Here is a 15241-nt window from a genome sequence, read left to right on the forward strand (position 1 = left end):
AAGGGACATATCGATGGTGGGAAACATTCTGATCACCGGGGGGGCGTCCGGCCTCGGGCGGGCCACGGCGACCGCGGTCGCCAAGGCCGGCGGCCGGCCGCTGGTGATCGACCTCGGCGAGCCCGACGGCGGCGTGGACCACGTCCGGGCCGACCTGTCGGACCGGGAACAGGCCGAGCGGGCCGTCCGCGAGCTGGCCGAGCGGGCCGGCGGTCTCGACGGCGTGGTGACGGCCGCCGGGATCGACGCCTGCGGACGGCTGGAGGACGTGCCGGCCGACGCCTGGGAGCGGGTGATCCGGGTCAACCTGCTGGGCACGGCCTCGGTCGTCCGGGCCGCCCTGCCGTACCTGCGCCGGTCGAACGGCACGGTCGTGACCGTGGCCTCCACGCTGGGGATCAAGGCGGTGAGCGACGCGACCGCGTACTGCGCCGCCAAGTTCGGCGTGGTCGGGTTCACCCGCGCGCTCGCGGCCGAGCTCGCCGGGGACGTGGGGGTCACGCTGCTGATCCCCGGGGGCATGCGCACCAACTTCTTCGACGACCGCGACGAGAAGTACAAGCCGGGGCCCGACGCCCGCCTCAACCAGCCCGAGGACGTCGCCGCGGCCGTCGTCTTCGCGCTCGGCCAGCCCCGCGGGTGCGAGGTCAGGGAGCTCGTGGTCTGCGCCTCCACGGAGACGTCATGGCCGTAGCGGACGGGCCGGGCCGGCCCGCGCTGCTCGTCCTGCGCGGGCTCGGGCTCGGCGACCTGCTCACCGCCGTCCCGGCGCTGCGGGCGCTGCGGCGGGCGTACCCGGAGCACCGGCTGGTGCTGGCCACCCCGGCGTACCTGGGCGGCCTGCTCCCGCTGATCGGCGGGATCGACGACCTGGTGGACGTGTCCGGGCCGGGCCCGGTGCCGTTCGCGGCCCCCGGCGTGGCCGTCAACCTGCACGGCAGCGGGCCGGAGAGCATCGTGGCCCTGCGCCGCACCCGGCCGGGCCGGCTGCTCACCCACGCACACGCCGGGGTCCCCGGCGCGGACGGCCCGCCGTGGCGTGCGGACGTCCACGAGGTGCGACGCTGGTGCGACCTGCTGGAGTGGCACGGCATCGAGACCGACCGCGAGGACCTCGCGCTGCTCGACCCCGGGCCCGGACCGCTCGACGGCGGCGAGGTGCTCGTCCACCCGGGGGCGTCGTCCGCCGCCCGGCAGTGGCCCCCGGAGCGGTTCGCCCAGGTGGCGGCCGAGCTGACCCGGCTCGGCCACCGGGTCGTCGTGACCGGCGGCGTCGGCGAGATCGCCCTCGCCCGGCACGTGGCGGCCCTCGCCGGGCTGCCCGAGGAGGCCGTGCTCGCGGGCCGCACCGACCTGCCCGTCCTGGCCGCGCTGACCCGGCACGCGGCGCTGGTCGTCTGCGGCGACACCGGGATGTCGCACCTCGCGACCGCCGTCGGCACGCCCTCGGTGGTCCTGTACGGCCCGGTGCCGCCGGTCCTGTGGGGTCCGCCCGAGAGCCATCCCCACGTCACGCTGTGGACGGGCAGGACCGGCGACCCCCACGCCGACCGGCCGTCGGAGGGCCTGCTGGAGATCGAACCCCCGGCCGTGCTGGACGCGGCCCTGTCCCTGCTGGAGGTGCGGGTCCGATGAAGGGCGCCAGGGTCGTGGTCACCGGCGGCGCCGGCTTCCTCGGCTCCCACCTGTGCGAGCGGCTCGTCGACCGCGGCGCGGCCGTCGTCTGCATGGACAACTTCCTCACCGGCTCGCCCCGGAACGTGGAGCACCTGATCGGCCGTCCCGCCTTCCGGCTGCTGGAGTGCGACCTCACCGGGTTCGTGCACGTGCCGGGCACGGTCGACCTCGTCCTGCACTTCGCCTCGGCCGCCTCCCCGGCCGACTACCTGCGCCATCCCATCGAGACGCTCAAGGTCGGCAGCCTCGGCACGCTGCACGCCCTCGGGCTGGCCACCGAGAAGGGCGCCAGGTTCGTCCTCGCGTCCACCAGCGAGGTGTACGGCGACCCCCTCGAGCACCCGCAGAAGGAGACGTACTGGGGCAACGTCAACCCCGTGGGGCCGCGCAGCGTGTACGACGAGGCCAAGCGGTTCGCCGAGTCCCTGACCACGGCCTACCGCAACTCCCGGGGGACCGGCACCGGCATCGTGCGGATCTTCAACACGTACGGCCCCCGGATGCGGCCGCACGACGGCCGGGCCATCCCCACGTTCATCCGGCAGGCGCTGACCGGTGAGCCGATCACGGTGACCGGGGACGGCAGCCAGACGCGCTCGATCTGCTACGTGGACGACACGGTCGAGGGCGTCCTCGCGCTCGCCGAGGCCGACGCCGCCGGGCCGGTCAACATCGGCAACCCCGCGGAGATGTCCATGGCCGAGCTGGCCGCGACGATCCGCGACCTCACCGGCTCGTCGTCGCCGATCCGCTTCGTCGAACGGCCGGTGGACGACCCCGCCGTACGGCGGCCGGACACCTCGCTCGCGGAGTCGCTGCTCGGCTGGCGTCCCCACATCGACCCGGTGACCGGGCTCCGCCGCACGATCGACTGGTTCGCCAAGGAGCTCCGCGCTCCCCGGTCCGCGCTCGCCTCCTGACCGCCGATCTCAACGGGTCATGCGGGCCGGCGTCGATCGCGCGGCACGAACAGGACCTTGCCGGAGCGCTCGGCCCTGGCCGCGTGGGCCAGGGCGGCGCGGTGGTCCCTCAGGGGATATGTCGCCTCGACCGGGGCCTTGAGCACGCCCTGCTCGACCAGGTCGGCCAGCTCGGCGTACACGCCCTCGAGCTCCTTGCGTGGGGTGTCGCGGATCCAGTTGAGGATGAAGAAGGCACGCAGGACGATGCCGCGGTAGATCAGGTCGCCCACGGGGACGGAGGGCGCCTGTCCGGTGGCCGCCGCGAAGGTGACCACGGTGCCGCCGTCCTCCAGCGACTGCACCAGCGCTGCGGTCTGCCCGGGGTCGGCAGTGCCCTCCAGAGCCAGCCGCAACCGCTCGCCTCCCAACGCGGCGGAGATGCGCTCGCCCAGGTCGGCGCCGTCGACGACGACGGCGTCCGCTCCCAGGGCGCGGACCTGCTCGGCTGCCGCCTCCCGCCTGACGACGGCCAGCGTCCTGATCCCCGCCCGCCTGGCCAGGGCGATGACGTGGTGCCCGACCGCGGAGTTGGCCAGGTTCAGGCCGATCCAGTCGCCGGGCCGCAGCGCCGCGTAGTCGTTGAGCAGCGCATAGGCCGTGGCGGGATTGACGGGCAGCATCGCGAGCTGCAGGGCGTCCGCCCCGTCCGTGACGGAGATCGGGACGACGGCGCTCGCCGGAACGACGACCTGGTCGGTCCACGTCCCGTGGACGAAGGTGGGCAGGATGAGGACGCGCCGGCCGACCAGCGTCCGGTCCACGTCTTCGCCGGCCCGCACGACGCGCCCGACGCCCTCGGCGCCCAGGGCCTGCGGCAGCTGGGGCTGGGCGGAGAACCAGCCCATGGTGAACAACAGGTCCGCGTTGTTGATCGGTGCCGCATCCACCTCGACCAGCACGTCGCCCGGAGCGAGGGGCGGGTCCTGGTCTTCGACCAGCGCGACGGTGTCCTGGAGATCGCCGCCGACGGCGGTGAGAACGAGACGGCTCATAGCGGGTGGCCCTTCAGTGATGTAATGGTCTTTCTGGGTTTGACGCTGTCAGTTCTAGCAGGGCTCCGCGAGCTATGTAAAGGGCTTTCGTCGATGACCATGTCGCCGTATGCTGGGGGCATGGTCAGCCAGGAGACGACGGGCGCGGCGCCGCGGCAGGCGCCCGCTCTCGCGGACGCGATCGTGGAACTGCTGAACTCACGCCCGCACGCCACGCCGCTGACCCCGGACACGCTCGCCGACCCCGAGATCGCCGAGCGGATCCTGCGCCCGTTCCGTGAACCGGCCCTGCCGCCCCCGTCCGAGGGCGACATCGCCCAGCTGCGCCGGCTGCGGGACAGCCTCGTCGACGTCGTCTCCCAGCCCGGCGCCGAAGCGGCGAAGGCGGCGTGGGCCGACGTGAACGAGACGACCGCCACGACGGCGTTCCGCCACGTCTTCGATGGCGACGGGCGCGTCGCCCTGCTGCAGGTGTCCGGTCCGCCGGTCGTGGGCGCCGTCGTCCGCGCCGTGGCGGAACTGGTCGCGCAGGGGCAGTTCTCACGGATCCGCGTCTGCGCCAACGCGGACTGCTCGCACGCCTTCTACGACACCACGCGCAGCCGCACCCAGCGGTGGCACTCCTACGAGATGTGCGGAAACCGGACCAACGTGGCCGCGTACCGGGCACGGGCCAGACGCTCGGTGTGAGACCGCGTCGGCCCGCCCCATGGAACAGCCCCTTACGGGAAAGGAACGGTCAAGGCATCGGTCCGGCCCGTCCACCTGGGAGTATGTCCGGTCCTGAGGCCGGGTAGGCCCTGCCCCGAGGACGGGGTGAGGGAGGCTGTCATGGCTGTCGGGCACGGCCCGCGCGGGCTGCGGCGCTCGCCCGCGCGCGGACGCCGCCGGGGACGGGGACGGCCGCGGTGATCGCGACCCGCACGGCGGGGCGGCCGCCGGCGTCGCGCACGCGTGGACGGCCACGGTGATCGGGCCCCTCGACGGCGGGGCCGGGGTGGTCGGGCCCCTGGACCCGGCGGGCGCGGTGGATTTGGCGGCGGCCCGCATGCAGATGGCCCTGTCGCTCGGCTGGCACATCATCGTTGCCTGCCTCGGGGTCGGCATGCCCGCCCTGCTGCTGTTCACCGAGTGGCGGGCCGTACGGACCGGGGACCCCGGCCACATGCGGCTCGCCCGGCGCTGGGCGCAGGCCGTGGGCGTCGTGTTCGCGGTCGGCGCCGTGTCGGGCACGATCCTCAGCTTCGAGATGGGCCTGTTGTGGCCCGGCCTGATGGGCGTGTACGGCCAGGTGGTCGGGCTGCCGTTCGCCCTGGAGGGGATCGCGTTCTTCCTGGAGGCGATCTTCCTCGGGATCTACCTCTACGCCTGGGACCGGCTGTCCCCCCGGGCCCACCTGCTGAGCGGCGTCCCGGTGCTGGTCGCGGGCGTCGCCTCGGCGTTCTTCATCGTCACGGCCAACGCCTGGATGAACCAGCCCCGCGGGTTCGACCTGGCCAACGGCCGGATCACGAACGTGTCGCCCTGGCGGGCCATGTTCAACCCGGCCACCCCGCCGCAGACCATTCACATGATCATCGCTGCGTTCATGGTCTCGGGGTACGTGACGGCCTCGGTGTATGCCGTAGGACTGCTGCGCGGACGGCGGGACCGCCACCACCGGCTCGGGTTCCTCGTGCCGTTCACGCTGGCGGCAGCGCTCACCCCCGTCCAGATCGTGGTGGGGGACTACGCCGCGCGCTTCCTGTCCACCTACCAGCCCACGAAGCTGGCCGCGATGGAGGGGGTGTACCGCACCGGACCGTACGCGCCGCTCACCCTCGGCGGGGTCTTCGTCGACGACCGCATGCGGTACGGCGTCGAGATCCCGAGCGCCCTGTCGATGCTGGTCGGGTACCGGCCGAGCGCCGTCGTCCAGGGCCTCGACCGGACGCCGCCCGGCGACCGGCCGCCCGTCACGCCCGTCCACCTGGCCTTCGACACGATGGTCGGGATCGGGTTCCTGCTCCTGCTCCTGGCGGCGTGGCTCGCGCTTTCATGGTGGAGGCGTCGGGACCTGCCGCGGTCGCCATGGTTCCTCCGGCTGGCCGCGGCCTCGGGCGTCCTCGCCGTCCTCGCGGTCGAGGCCGGCTGGGTGGTGACCGAGCTGGGGCGGCAGCCCTGGGTCGTGTACGGCAGGCTGCGCACGTCGCAAGCCGTCAACCCGGCGCCCGGCCTGTGGGCCGGTTTCGTCCTGCTGGTCGTGGTGTACACGGTTCTGACGGTCTCGACGGTGTACGTCCTGCGGCACATGACGCGCCGGTGGCGGGTCGCCCCCCAGGAAGCGGCGGCCGCCTGATGGACGCTGCCCAGGTCCTGCTGGCGGTGATGTGGGCAAGCCTCACCCTGTACGCGCTGCTCGGCGGCGCCGACTTCGGCGGCGGCATCTGGGACCTGCTGGCCGGCCGGGCGCGTGAGGGCATGCCGCAGCGGCGCCTCATCGAGCACACCATCGGACCGGTCTGGGAGGCCAACCACGTCTGGCTGATCTTCGTGCTCGTCCTGCTGTGGACCGGGTTCCCGCCGGTCTTCGCGGCCGTGATGTCCACGCTGTACATCCCGCTGACGCTGGCCGCGTTCGGGATCATCGCCAGGGGCGCCGCCTTCGCCTTCCGCAAGAGCAGCACGGAGCTGTGGCAGCAGCGGCTGTTCGGCGGGGAGTTCGCGCTGGCCTCGGTCGTCACGCCGTTCTTCCTCGGCGCGGTCGCCGGAGCCGTCGCGTCCGGCAGGGTCCCGCCCGGCCTCGCCCGGGGGGCTCTCGTGGGGAGCTGGGTCAACCCGTCCTCGCTGCTGGGCGGCGTGCTCGCGGTCGTCGTGTGCGCCTACCTCGCCGCCGTCTACCTGTGCGACGAGGCCGCGCGTTCCGGCGTCCCCGGGCTGGCGGACCTGTTCCGGCGCCGCGCGCTGGCGGCCGCCGTGGCCACCGGGGCCGTCGCCCTCCTCGGCGTCGCCGTGCTCCGCTGGGACGCGCCCCGGCTGTTCACCGGCCTCACCCACCGGGCGCTGCCGCTCGTGCTCGCCAGCGCGCTGCTGGGGGTCGCGTCGCTCGCGCTGCTGTGGTGGCGGCGCTACCTGCTCGTCCGCGTCACGGCCGTCCTCGCCGTCACCGCCGTGATATGGGGCTGGCCGGTCGCCCAGTACCCGTTCATGCTGCCGCCCCGGGTCCCGTACCAGGAGGCCGCCGCCCATCCGGCCGTCCTCCACGCCGTCCTCGCCGTCGCCGTCGTGGCCGCCGTCCTCGTCCTGCCGTCGATCGCGCTGCTGCTCGCCGTCCAGCGCCGCCTCCCCTACACCGAGGACGCCTCCCACTGACCCTCTTCGCCGTACGTCCCGGGGGAGAGGCCGCCACGACCACGAGCCGGTGGGTGAGAATGACCGCATGAAGGGCAGGATGATCATGATGGCGGCCCTCGCGGTCGCCGGCTTGGGCGGCTGCGGATCCCTGGCCGCGCCGGGCAGCGTGGACATGGGCCGGCTGCGCGAGCTGGGTGTCTCCCCGGACCTCGTCTATCTGGTCGACCTGCCGGGGCACGAGCTGGCCGAGCAGTCGCTCGGCGTCGTCAACGAGGAGGGGTTCGGCGCCTTCTACGCGTCGCCCGAGGGGCGTCAGGTGGAACTGCGTGTCGACCGGGGCACGTTCGACGACGAGATGTGCGCCGCCGTCCCCGTCGAGGCCGCGCCTCCGGACGCCGAGGTCGTCTGCGACCACGATGACGTGGGGTGGTACCGCCTGGCCGGTGACCGCCAGGAGTACGTGGTCCTCCGCGGGGATGCCCTCATCCGGCTCAGCGGCAGGGCCGCCGACGTCGGCCGGGCGGCGCTCAAGGCCGCCGTCGCGGGGGCGCGTCCCGCGACCGACGACGAGAACGCCACCCCGCCGCCGGCACGCGTCCCCGTCGAACGCGGCGACCTGCCGACCGCCGGCGACGGCGCCCCGAACAACGAGGTCGCCCCCGGCGGCTGAAGGCTCCGCCGTCTCCTCGCCTGTGAGGGCGCTGCTTCCCAGCCCCAGGACCCTGTAATGGATTAAACACAAGACGTAATCAGACAGGTGCCCATAGCATCAACGCTATGAGCTGGGGTACGGTGGAATTGGAACCAGAGGTCCGCACATGGCTGGAGTCCCTGCCTGCGGCGTCGTTTGCGAGGGTGGCTTTCTATGTCGATCTACTTGCCGCAGAGGGGCCTCTCCTGGGAGAGCCGTACACGAAGCAGCTCGATGGCAAGTTACGGGAGCTCCGGTTCCACCTCGACGAGTTCGCCGTGCGCATCACCTACTGGATCGCACCTCAACGCCGGATCGTGCTCTTGACCGTCTTCCACAAAACGCGGACGCGTGACGACCGTGAGATCGGGCGCGCACGTAGAGCCATGCGGCGGTGCATCGACCTGGCGCACACCGCCGATGAGGAAGAGGAGACGGCATGAGCGAGCAGGAGAGCTGGCGAGAGCTCAGAGATCGCCGCTTGACGGAGCCCGGCGCGCGCGAGGCGTACGAGGCCACCCGCCTGGCCTACGAACTGGGCAGGACGGTCCGGGCCATGCGCGAAGGGCGCGGGTGGAGCCAGAACGATCTGGCGCGCGAGGCGGGGATGACGCAGTCGGCGGTGGCCCGGTTCGAGGCGGGAGGAACGATCCCCACGCTTCCGGTGCTCGAACGGCTTGCACGCGCCCTGGACGCGCACGTCGAGGTCCGTCTCACCCCGCGGGCCCCGGCCGCCTGAAAGACGACGAGCGGGGCGGGCGGGCGAGGAGCTCAGCGGCCGGAGACGGCGCGGGTGGCGGTTCGGACGATGGCGTCGAGGCGGCTGCCGTGGGCGCCGTGCCAGTACACGCGGCCGCAGGCGAGGCAGCGGACGAAGGCGTCGTAGGTGCGGCGGGTGCCGGGCGGCAGGCTCTCCGCCACCTCGTCGCGGTCCACCCGCGCCAGGGTGCCGTTGCAGGCGGTGCACCGGGTCCAGGGGGCGAGCGGAGGGCGGAAGCGGTCGAGCACGTCGAGGAACTGCTCGTCCGGCCGGGAGCCCCGGACGTGGGCCCCCAGCCGGAGCGAACGGCGGCGGAGGATCCCCCGGTCCTGGGTGAGCAGGACCCTCCGCTCGGCGTTGGCCTGCTCCACCAGGGCGTCGTCGTCCATGTCGTTGCGGTAGGCGACGTCCACCCCGACCAGGCGCAGCCGCCGGGCCAGCGTGCCGAGGTGGACGTCGAGCACGAACCGGGGGTTCGGCACCCGCTGCGGCCGGGCCACCGCGAGCACCTCCACCGCCTCCCCGGGGACCGGCCGGTACGACGGGGGGACCGGCCGGCCTTCCGCGACCAGCCCGCCGACCTCGGTCAGCGGCACCCCCGCCGACTCGACCAGGTGGCCCAGCGAGGACGCCCCGTCGTAGGGGAGCGGCAGCGGCGAGCGGCGGTCGCGGGGCTGGAGGAACATCCACAGCTCCGGCGCGAAGCGCACCGGCACGCGCGTCACGTCCATGACCCCAGCATGCCCCCCTCCCGGCACGACCCGGACGGGACCGGACGGGACGGAGCCGGCGGCGCTTCAGTACACCATGTTCATCGCGGCCCTCACCTCGGTCAGCGTCGTGTCGGCGATCGCGGCGGCGCGTTCGTTGCCCTCGCGCAGCACCCGCCTGACGTGGTCCCGGTCCCGGGCGTGGAGGGCGCGGCGCTCGCGGAGCGGCGCCAGGCGCTCGTTGACCGCCTCGGTGACCACGGCCTTGAGCGCGGCCGCGCCCCGGCCGCCGATCTCCCCGGCGACCTCGTACGGATCCCGGTCGAGGCACAGCGCCGCCAGGAGGACCAGGTTGGAGACCTCGGGCCGGCCCGCGGGGTCGTAGGTGATGTGCCGGAGGGCATCGGTCTTCGCGCCGCGGATGAGCGCCGCGGTCTCGTCGGCGGTCGCCGCCAGCGCGATGGCGTTGCCCCGGCTCTTGCTCATCTTGGCGCCGTCGACGCCCAGCAGCAGCGGCGCCGCGGACAGCAGGGCCTCCGGCTCGGGGAAGATCTCGGCGTAGCGGCTGTTGAAGCGGCGGGCCACGGTGCGGGTGAGCTCCAGATGGGGTAGCTGGTCCTGGCCGACCGGCACCAGGTTGGCCTTGCAGAACAGGATGTCGGCCGCCTGGTGCGCCGGGTAGGTGAACATCAGCCCGCTGACGGACGACTGCCGCGAGTGGGCGATCTCGTCCTTCACCGTGGGGTTGCGGCCGAGCTCCGCGACCGACACCAGGCTGAGGAACGGCAGGAGCAGCTGGTTGAGCGCGGGGACCGCGCTGTGGGCGAAGATCGTGGCCTGGGTGGGGTCGACGCCGGCGGCGAGGTAGTCGAGCACGATCTCCTCGGCGTGCTCGGCCGGTCGTTCGGCCACGTCGCGGTCGGTCAGCACCTGGTAGTCGGCGATGAGGACCATCAGTTCCACGCCGATGTCCTGCAGGCGCACGCGATTGTGCACGGTGCCGAAGTAGTGGCCCAGGTGCAGCCGTCCCGTGGGGCGGTCCCCGGTCAGAACGCGAAAACGGCCGGGGTCGCGCCGGACGTCGTCGAATGTCAGCGGTCCGGCTGGTGCGGTTGTGGTCATGGTGTTCTCCTCGGTGATGGGCGGGTCCGCCGAAGGCGGCCCCGCCGGACGAGGAGAACGAGAAGGGCCGTCCATTCGAACGGCCCCGGTCGTGCGTGACAGCCGCTCCTACGAGGAGCGCCACCAGTTCAGGCACGACGTACGGTTCATGTGGATCAGTCTAGAAGGTGTTCCGCCGCGGCGTCGAGCAGCCAGGCGCCCAGGTAGCCGGCGAAGGACGAGCGGACGAGGATCATGAACGCGTCGCCCTCCCTGGCTGCCAGCACGACCTGCGCCCGGGCGAGCACGGTCTGGGCGCAGCGGCCCGGTCCGAACACCCGCGGGTGCAGGTCGAGGGCGCAGCCGTGGGCCAGCAGGTCGCGGGAGCGGGGGCCGTCCACGAGGACGGCCGTCCGCTGTGCCGAGACGTCGGTGATCCCCACGTGGGCGCCCGCGCAGGCCTCCCGCAGCCGGCCCTCCAGGCCCTCGGCGCCGGGCGGGGCGAGCACCAGCCACTCGTCGGGTCCCGTCCAGAGGACGTCGCAGTCGCCGCTCGCGTACGTGCCCGGCTCGGTGGGCAGCGGGACGCCGAGGGCGAGCCCGATCTCGGCCGCGGCCCGGCTCTTCGGGTCGACCCGCACGTCGAGCTGCGTGAGGAACGGGATCTCCTCGATGCGCAGGCTCTCGGCGGACACCGGCTCGAACCCGGCCAGCGGGCTCAGTCGCTCAGCCATCGCGGCGGGCTCCCTCGGGGTCGTAGAGGACGTGGTGGGTGACGGTCACGGGCACCGGGTCGCCGCCCAGCGGGACGTACAGCCGCTCGCCGATCCGCTCGCGCCCGCCGCTGACCAGGGCGAGCGCGAACGTGCGCCCGAGCGCGGCGCTGCGGTAGCTGGAGGTGACGTGCCCGAGCGCCCGCACCGGCGGCTCGGGCAGCCGGGAGGTCGCCACGAGGTGGGCGCCCTCGGGCAGCAGCAGCCCGGGATCCTCCGGGAGCAGGCCCACCAGGTGCTTGCGGTCGGGCCGGGAGGTGTCGGCGCGGGCGTGGGACCGCTTGCCGACGAAGTCGGCCTTCTTCTTCGACACCACCCAGTCCATGCCGAGGTCGGCGGGGGTGACGGTGCCGTCGGTGTCCTGGCCGATGATCGGGTAGCCCTTCTCGGCCCGCAGGACGTGCATGGTCTCGGTCCCGTACGGCGTGACGACGCCGGTGCCCACGACCGCCTCCCAGAGGGCGAGGCCGTCCCACGCGTTGACGTTGATCTCGTAGGCCAGCTCCCCGGAGAAGCTGATCCGGCAGACCCGGGCCGGGATCCCGGCCACCTCGGCGTCCCGCCACGTCATGAACGGGAAGCTCGCGGCGTCCACGGCGAGGCCGGGGGCGAGCCCGGCCAGCACCTCGCGCGAGCGCGGGCCGGCCAGGGCGACCGTGGCCCAGTGCTCGGTGACCGAGGTGCAGTAGACCCGCAGCGAGGGCCACTCGGTCTGCAGCCACTCCTCCATCCAGTCGAGGACGGCGGCGGCGTTGCCGGTGGTCGTGGTGGCCAGGAACCGGTCCTCCGCCAGCCGCATGACCGTGCCGTCGTCGAAGACCATGCCGTCGGCCCGGCACATCACGCCGTACCGGATGGCGCCGACCTTGAGCGTGCTCATCATGTTCGTGTAGAGCCGGTCGAGGAACTCGGCGGCGTCGGGGCCCTGCACGTCGATCTTGCCGAGCGTGGAGGCGTCCATGGCGCCGGCGCCCTCCCGCACGGCCCGGCACTCGCGGAGCACGGCGGTCTCCATGTCCTCGCCGGGCCGGGGGTAGTACCAGGGCCGCTTCCACTGCCCGACGTTCTCGAACAGCGCGCCGTGCGCCGCGTGCCAGCCGTGCAGCGAGGTGACCCGGACGGGGTCGTGGAGCATGCCGCGGTCGCGCCCGGCCAGGGCCGCGAAGCTCACCGGCGCGTACGGCGCCCGGAAGGTGGTGGTGCCGAGGTCGCCGATCTCCACCCCGGTGGCGTGGGCGACGACCGCGCTCGTCAGCACGCCGAACAGCTTGCCCTGGTCGTGGGCCGTGCCCGCCGTGGTGTACCGCTTGACGTGCTCGACCGAGCGCAGCCCGGCCCCGGTCGCCCGCATGACGTCGGCCACCGTGACCTCGCGCTGGAGGTCGACGAAGTGGGTCTCGTAGTCGTCGGCGGGCACCAGCCACAGACGCCCGGACGGCAGCGCCGTCACCCGCTCCGCGGCGGGGACGGGATGCGGCGGGACGCGGAACCCGGCGGCCTCGGCCGCCCGCGTCCCGGTTGCGACGCCGTCCTCCAGGCAGCCGGCGAGCGTGTACACGCCCCGGGCCGCCCCGGCGACCTCGACGGCCTGGGCCGCCTCCCCGGGCACGAAGGCGTGGAGCTCCTCGTCGAACCGCAGGGCGCCGCCCGACTGGCTGAACAGGTGGACGACCGGGTTCCAGCCACCGGACACGAGCAGCAGGTCGGCCTCGATCTCCCGCTCGCCTGAGGGCCCGGACACGGTGACGGACGCGACCGAGCCGTCCGGGGCCGACCCGACGCCCGTGACGACGTGCCCGGTCAGCACCTCGGTCCCGGCGAGGGGCCCGGCGACGGCGAGGGCCTCGTCGAGCGCGTGGGCGTCCCGCCGCACGTCGGCGACGGCGGCGATCTCGACGCCGGCCGCGGCGAGGTCGCGGGCGGCGTCGTACGCGCCGTCGCCGGTGGTGAACACGACCGCGCGGCGGCCCGCGAGCACGCCGTACCGGTTGGCGTAGGCCCGGGCCGCGCCGGCCAGCATGACTCCCGGCCGGTCGTTGCCGGCGAAGGCGATCGGCCGCTCGTGGGCGCCGGTGGCCAGCACGACGCGCCGGGCCCTGATCCGCCAGATCCGCTCGCGCGACGCCGCGCCCTCCTCCCGCCGCTCGACCGCCACCAGGTAGTTGTCGTCGTAGTAGCCGAACACGGTGGTGCGCGGCAGCACCCGCGCCTCGGGTCGCCCGGCCAGCTCGGCGAGCATGCCGGCGGCCCAGGTCGTCCCGGAGACCCCGTCGACGGTCTCGCCGGTGTCGGGCAGGCAGCCCCCGGCCGCCGGCCGGTCGTCGGCGAGGATCACCCGGGCCCCGGAGGCGGCCGCAGCGGTCGCCGCCGCGAGCCCCGCCGGTCCCGCGCCGACCACCAGCACGTCGCAGTGCGCGTGGACGGCGTCGTAGCGGGCCGGGTCCGGGCGGTCGGCCAGGCGTCCCCTTCCGCCGAGCCCGGTGGCCACCAGCCCGTCGTACAGCTCGACGGTCGTGGCCTGGAGCATCGGCTCGGGGAACGGCTCCTCGATCTGGACGAGCGCGTTGGGCTCCTCGGTCCAGGAGGCGTAGATCCCGCGGGGCCTGCCGAGTCCTCCGCTGCGGACGACGGCGCGGACGCCGTTGGCGAGCAGCGCCGCGGCCAGCGTGTCGCCCCGCAGCCCCTCGTAGTCGCGTCCGTCGTACCGGAACCGCAGCGTCTCGCCCGCGACGCCCTCGCGGCGGCGGGAGGTCATGCGCCCGCCTCCGATTCGAACACGCCGGTCGCGGTGTCGCGGGTGAGCGTGAACCACCGGCGGCAGCCGGCCGTGTGGCTCCACCGCTCCGCGAAGCGGCCCTTCGGGTTGTCGCGGAAGAACAGGTACCGCGCCCACTCCTCGTCGGACAGCGCGGCCGGGTCCGCGGGGTAGGCGACGTGCGCCTGCCCGCCGTAGTGGAACTCGGCCTCGTCACGCGGCCCGCACCACGGACAGGGGATCAACAGCATCGGGGTCGGCTCCAGGTCGTTAGTGGGCGACGGCCGCGGCGCCGTGCTCGTCCACGAGCGCGCCGGTGGTGAACCGTTCGAGCGAGAAGGGGGCGGCCAGGGGGTGCGGCTCGCCGTGGGCGATCGTGTGCGCGTAGCACCAGCCCACGCCGGGGGTCGCCTTGAATCCGCCGGTGCCCCAGCCGCAGTTGACGTACAGGTCCTCGACGGGGGTGAGCCCGACGATGGGGGAGGCGTCGGGGCTCACGTCGACGATCCCGGCCCAGGTCCGCAGCACGTGGGCCCGGGCGAAGACCGGGAACAGCTCCAGCGCCGCCGACATCTGCCGCTCGATGACGTGGAACGCCCCCCGCTGGCGGTAGGAGTTGTACGCGTCGATGCCGGCGCCCATGACGAGCTCACCCTTGTGGGCCTGGCTGACGTACACGTGCACGGCGTTCGACATGACGACGGTCGGGTGGACCGGCTCCAGCAGCTCGGACACCAGGGCCTGCAGCGGGTGGGTCTGCAGCGGCAGCCGCACCCCCGCGGTCTCCGCGACGACGGACGTGTGCCCGGCGGCGGCCAGGGCCACCTTCCCCGCGGCGATCCGGCCCAGCGGCGTGTGCACGGCCACGGCCCGGCCGTCCACCACCTCGACGCCGGTGACCTCGCAGTTCTCGATGAGGTGGACGCCCATCGCGGCGGCCGCCCGCGCGTATCCCCAGGCGACGTAGTCGTGCTTGGCGATGCCGGCCCTCGGCTGGTACGTCGCCCCGAGCACCGGGTAGCGGACGCCGGGGGAGACGTCGACGATCGGGCAGACCTCCTTGACCTCCTCCGGGCCGAGCCACTCGGCGTCCACGCCGTTGAGCCGGTTGGCGTGCACCCGGCGGACGCCGTCGCGCACGTCCTGGAGGCTGTGGGCCAGGTTGAGCACGCCGCGCTGGCTGAACAGCAGCGGGTAGCCGAGGTCCTCCTCCAGCCCCTCCCAGAGCTTGAGCGCGTGCTCGTAGATCCCGGCGCTCTCGTCCCACAGGTAGTTGGACCGGATGATCGTGGTGTTGCGTGCCATGTTGCCGCCGGCCAGCCAGCCGCGCTCCAGCACGGCGACGTCGGTGACGCCGTGGTTCTTGGCCAGGTAGTACGCCGTGGCCAGGCCGTGGCCGCCGGCGCCCACGATCACCACGTCGTACGACCTCTTGGGCTCGGGACTGGTCCACAGCCGCTCGGGCTGGGGCGGGACGTCGCGCATCG

The 15241-nt window shown here is 73.8% G+C and carries 16 protein-coding genes; 9 read left to right on the top strand and 7 right to left on the bottom strand.

From position 1 onward, the window contains the following. Positions 1-7: 7 nt before the first annotated feature. Genes Mco01_RS10780 through Mco01_RS10790 form a run of 3 tightly spaced genes read left to right on the top strand, consistent with a single transcriptional unit; the run spans position 8 to position 2597 of the window. A complete protein-coding gene (locus Mco01_RS10780) occupies positions 8-694 on the top strand; it encodes an SDR family oxidoreductase (protein WP_204056785.1) in 687 nt (228 codons plus the stop codon). Further along, the gene (locus Mco01_RS10785) at positions 685-1635 is read left to right on the top strand and encodes a glycosyltransferase family 9 protein (protein WP_204056736.1); all 951 of its coding nucleotides are present in this window, start codon (positions 685-687) and stop codon (positions 1633-1635) included. The genes Mco01_RS10780 and Mco01_RS10785 overlap by 10 nt, the downstream gene beginning before the upstream one ends. Continuing rightward, on the top strand, positions 1632-2597 hold the full coding sequence (locus tag Mco01_RS10790; RefSeq protein ID WP_204056737.1) for a UDP-glucuronic acid decarboxylase family protein: 966 nt from the start codon (positions 1632-1634) through the stop codon (positions 2595-2597). The genes Mco01_RS10785 and Mco01_RS10790 overlap by 4 nt, the downstream gene beginning before the upstream one ends. Before the next feature lie 17 nt (positions 2598-2614). Here the strand turns inward: Mco01_RS10790 and Mco01_RS10795 are convergent, their stop codons facing one another. Further along, positions 2615-3631, bottom strand: a complete 1017-nt coding sequence (locus Mco01_RS10795) for a zinc-dependent alcohol dehydrogenase family protein (protein WP_204056738.1) — start codon at positions 3629-3631, stop codon at positions 2615-2617. A gap of 120 nt (positions 3632-3751) precedes the next feature. Between Mco01_RS10795 and Mco01_RS10800 the strand changes: the two genes are divergently transcribed. The 6 genes from Mco01_RS10800 to Mco01_RS10825 all read left to right on the top strand — a co-directional run bounded on the left by Mco01_RS10800 (position 3752) and on the right by Mco01_RS10825 (position 8394). Next, the gene (locus Mco01_RS10800; RefSeq protein ID WP_204056739.1) at positions 3752-4321 is read left to right on the top strand and encodes a CGNR zinc finger domain-containing protein; all 570 of its coding nucleotides are present in this window, start codon (positions 3752-3754) and stop codon (positions 4319-4321) included. Positions 4322-4598: 277 nt separating this feature from the next. Continuing rightward, complete coding sequence (locus Mco01_RS10805; RefSeq protein ID WP_239103504.1) at positions 4599-5969, top strand: cytochrome ubiquinol oxidase subunit I; 1371 nt, start codon at positions 4599-4601, stop codon at positions 5967-5969. Continuing rightward, positions 5969-6982, top strand: coding sequence for a cytochrome d ubiquinol oxidase subunit II (locus Mco01_RS10810; protein WP_204056740.1), 1014 nt, complete (start codon positions 5969-5971; stop codon positions 6980-6982). Before Mco01_RS10805 ends, Mco01_RS10810 begins: the two co-directional genes overlap by 1 nt. A gap of 67 nt (positions 6983-7049) precedes the next feature. After that, complete coding sequence (locus Mco01_RS10815) at positions 7050-7634, top strand: hypothetical protein (RefSeq protein ID WP_204056741.1); 585 nt, start codon at positions 7050-7052, stop codon at positions 7632-7634. A gap of 107 nt (positions 7635-7741) precedes the next feature. Then, a complete protein-coding gene (locus tag Mco01_RS10820; RefSeq protein WP_204056742.1) occupies positions 7742-8098 on the top strand; it encodes a type II toxin-antitoxin system RelE/ParE family toxin in 357 nt (118 codons plus the stop codon). Then, a complete protein-coding gene (locus tag Mco01_RS10825; RefSeq protein ID WP_204056743.1) occupies positions 8095-8394 on the top strand; it encodes a helix-turn-helix domain-containing protein in 300 nt (99 codons plus the stop codon). Before Mco01_RS10820 ends, Mco01_RS10825 begins: the two co-directional genes overlap by 4 nt. 32 nt (positions 8395-8426) lie before the next feature. Here the strand turns inward: Mco01_RS10825 and Mco01_RS10830 are convergent, their stop codons facing one another. The 6 genes from Mco01_RS10830 to Mco01_RS10855 all read right to left on the bottom strand — a co-directional run bounded on the left by Mco01_RS10830 (position 8427) and on the right by Mco01_RS10855 (position 15239). Next, the gene (locus Mco01_RS10830) at positions 8427-9146 is read right to left on the bottom strand and encodes a Mut7-C RNAse domain-containing protein (protein ID WP_204056744.1); all 720 of its coding nucleotides are present in this window, start codon (positions 9144-9146) and stop codon (positions 8427-8429) included. Positions 9147-9212: 66 nt separating this feature from the next. Further along, a complete protein-coding gene (gene trpS / locus Mco01_RS10835; protein WP_204056745.1) occupies positions 9213-10247 on the bottom strand; it encodes a tryptophan--tRNA ligase in 1035 nt (344 codons plus the stop codon). A gap of 155 nt (positions 10248-10402) precedes the next feature. Further along, positions 10403-10960: a sarcosine oxidase subunit gamma gene (locus tag Mco01_RS10840; protein WP_204056746.1), complete on the bottom strand. Its 558-nt coding sequence runs from the start codon at positions 10958-10960 to the stop codon at positions 10403-10405. Continuing rightward, complete coding sequence (locus Mco01_RS10845) at positions 10953-13754, bottom strand: 2Fe-2S iron-sulfur cluster-binding protein (RefSeq protein ID WP_204056747.1); 2802 nt, start codon at positions 13752-13754, stop codon at positions 10953-10955. The genes Mco01_RS10840 and Mco01_RS10845 overlap by 8 nt, the downstream gene beginning before the upstream one ends. Then, positions 13751-14005 carry a sarcosine oxidase subunit delta gene (locus Mco01_RS10850; protein WP_204056748.1) on the bottom strand — a complete coding sequence of 85 codons (255 nt, stop codon included), beginning with the start codon at positions 14003-14005 and terminating at the stop codon, positions 13751-13753. Before Mco01_RS10850 ends, Mco01_RS10845 begins: the two co-directional genes overlap by 4 nt. A gap of 19 nt (positions 14006-14024) precedes the next feature. Continuing rightward, positions 14025-15239 (bottom strand): sarcosine oxidase subunit beta family protein, encoded by a 1215-nt coding sequence (locus tag Mco01_RS10855; protein ID WP_204056749.1) that lies wholly within the window; start codon positions 15237-15239, stop codon positions 14025-14027. Positions 15240-15241: the final 2 nt, after the last annotated feature.

The sequence above is a fragment of the Microbispora corallina genome, from assembly GCF_016863035.1.
GTDB classification, from domain to species: domain Bacteria; phylum Actinomycetota; class Actinomycetes; order Streptosporangiales; family Streptosporangiaceae; genus Microbispora; species Microbispora corallina.

Bases quoted from the DNA above. Each gene is read 5' to 3' on its own strand.
- Mco01_RS10785 (WP_204056736.1), top strand. From the start codon at position 685: ATGGCCGTAGCGGACGGGCCGGGCCGGCCCGCGCTGCTCGTCCTGCGC.
- Mco01_RS10790 (WP_204056737.1), top strand. From the start codon at position 1,632: ATGAAGGGCGCCAGGGTCGTGGTCACCGGCGGCGCCGGCTTCCTCGGC.
- Mco01_RS10795 (WP_204056738.1), bottom strand. From the start codon at position 3,631: ATGAGCCGTCTCGTTCTCACCGCCGTCGGCGGCGATCTCCAGGACACC.
- Mco01_RS10800 (WP_204056739.1), top strand. From the start codon at position 3,752: ATGGTCAGCCAGGAGACGACGGGCGCGGCGCCGCGGCAGGCGCCCGCT.
- Mco01_RS10810 (WP_204056740.1), top strand. From the start codon at position 5,969: ATGGACGCTGCCCAGGTCCTGCTGGCGGTGATGTGGGCAAGCCTCACC.
- Mco01_RS10815 (WP_204056741.1), top strand. From the start codon at position 7,050: ATGAAGGGCAGGATGATCATGATGGCGGCCCTCGCGGTCGCCGGCTTG.
- Mco01_RS10820 (WP_204056742.1), top strand. From the start codon at position 7,742: ATGAGCTGGGGTACGGTGGAATTGGAACCAGAGGTCCGCACATGGCTG.
- Mco01_RS10825 (WP_204056743.1), top strand. From the start codon at position 8,095: ATGAGCGAGCAGGAGAGCTGGCGAGAGCTCAGAGATCGCCGCTTGACG.
- Mco01_RS10830 (WP_204056744.1), bottom strand. From the start codon at position 9,146: ATGGACGTGACGCGCGTGCCGGTGCGCTTCGCGCCGGAGCTGTGGATG.
- trpS (WP_204056745.1), bottom strand. From the start codon at position 10,247: ATGACCACAACCGCACCAGCCGGACCGCTGACATTCGACGACGTCCGG.
- Mco01_RS10840 (WP_204056746.1), bottom strand. From the start codon at position 10,960: ATGGCTGAGCGACTGAGCCCGCTGGCCGGGTTCGAGCCGGTGTCCGCC.
- Mco01_RS10845 (WP_204056747.1), bottom strand. From the start codon at position 13,754: ATGACCTCCCGCCGCCGCGAGGGCGTCGCGGGCGAGACGCTGCGGTTC.
- Mco01_RS10850 (WP_204056748.1), bottom strand. From the start codon at position 14,005: ATGCTGTTGATCCCCTGTCCGTGGTGCGGGCCGCGTGACGAGGCCGAG.
- Mco01_RS10855 (WP_204056749.1), bottom strand. From the start codon at position 15,239: ATGCGCGACGTCCCGCCCCAGCCCGAGCGGCTGTGGACCAGTCCCGAG.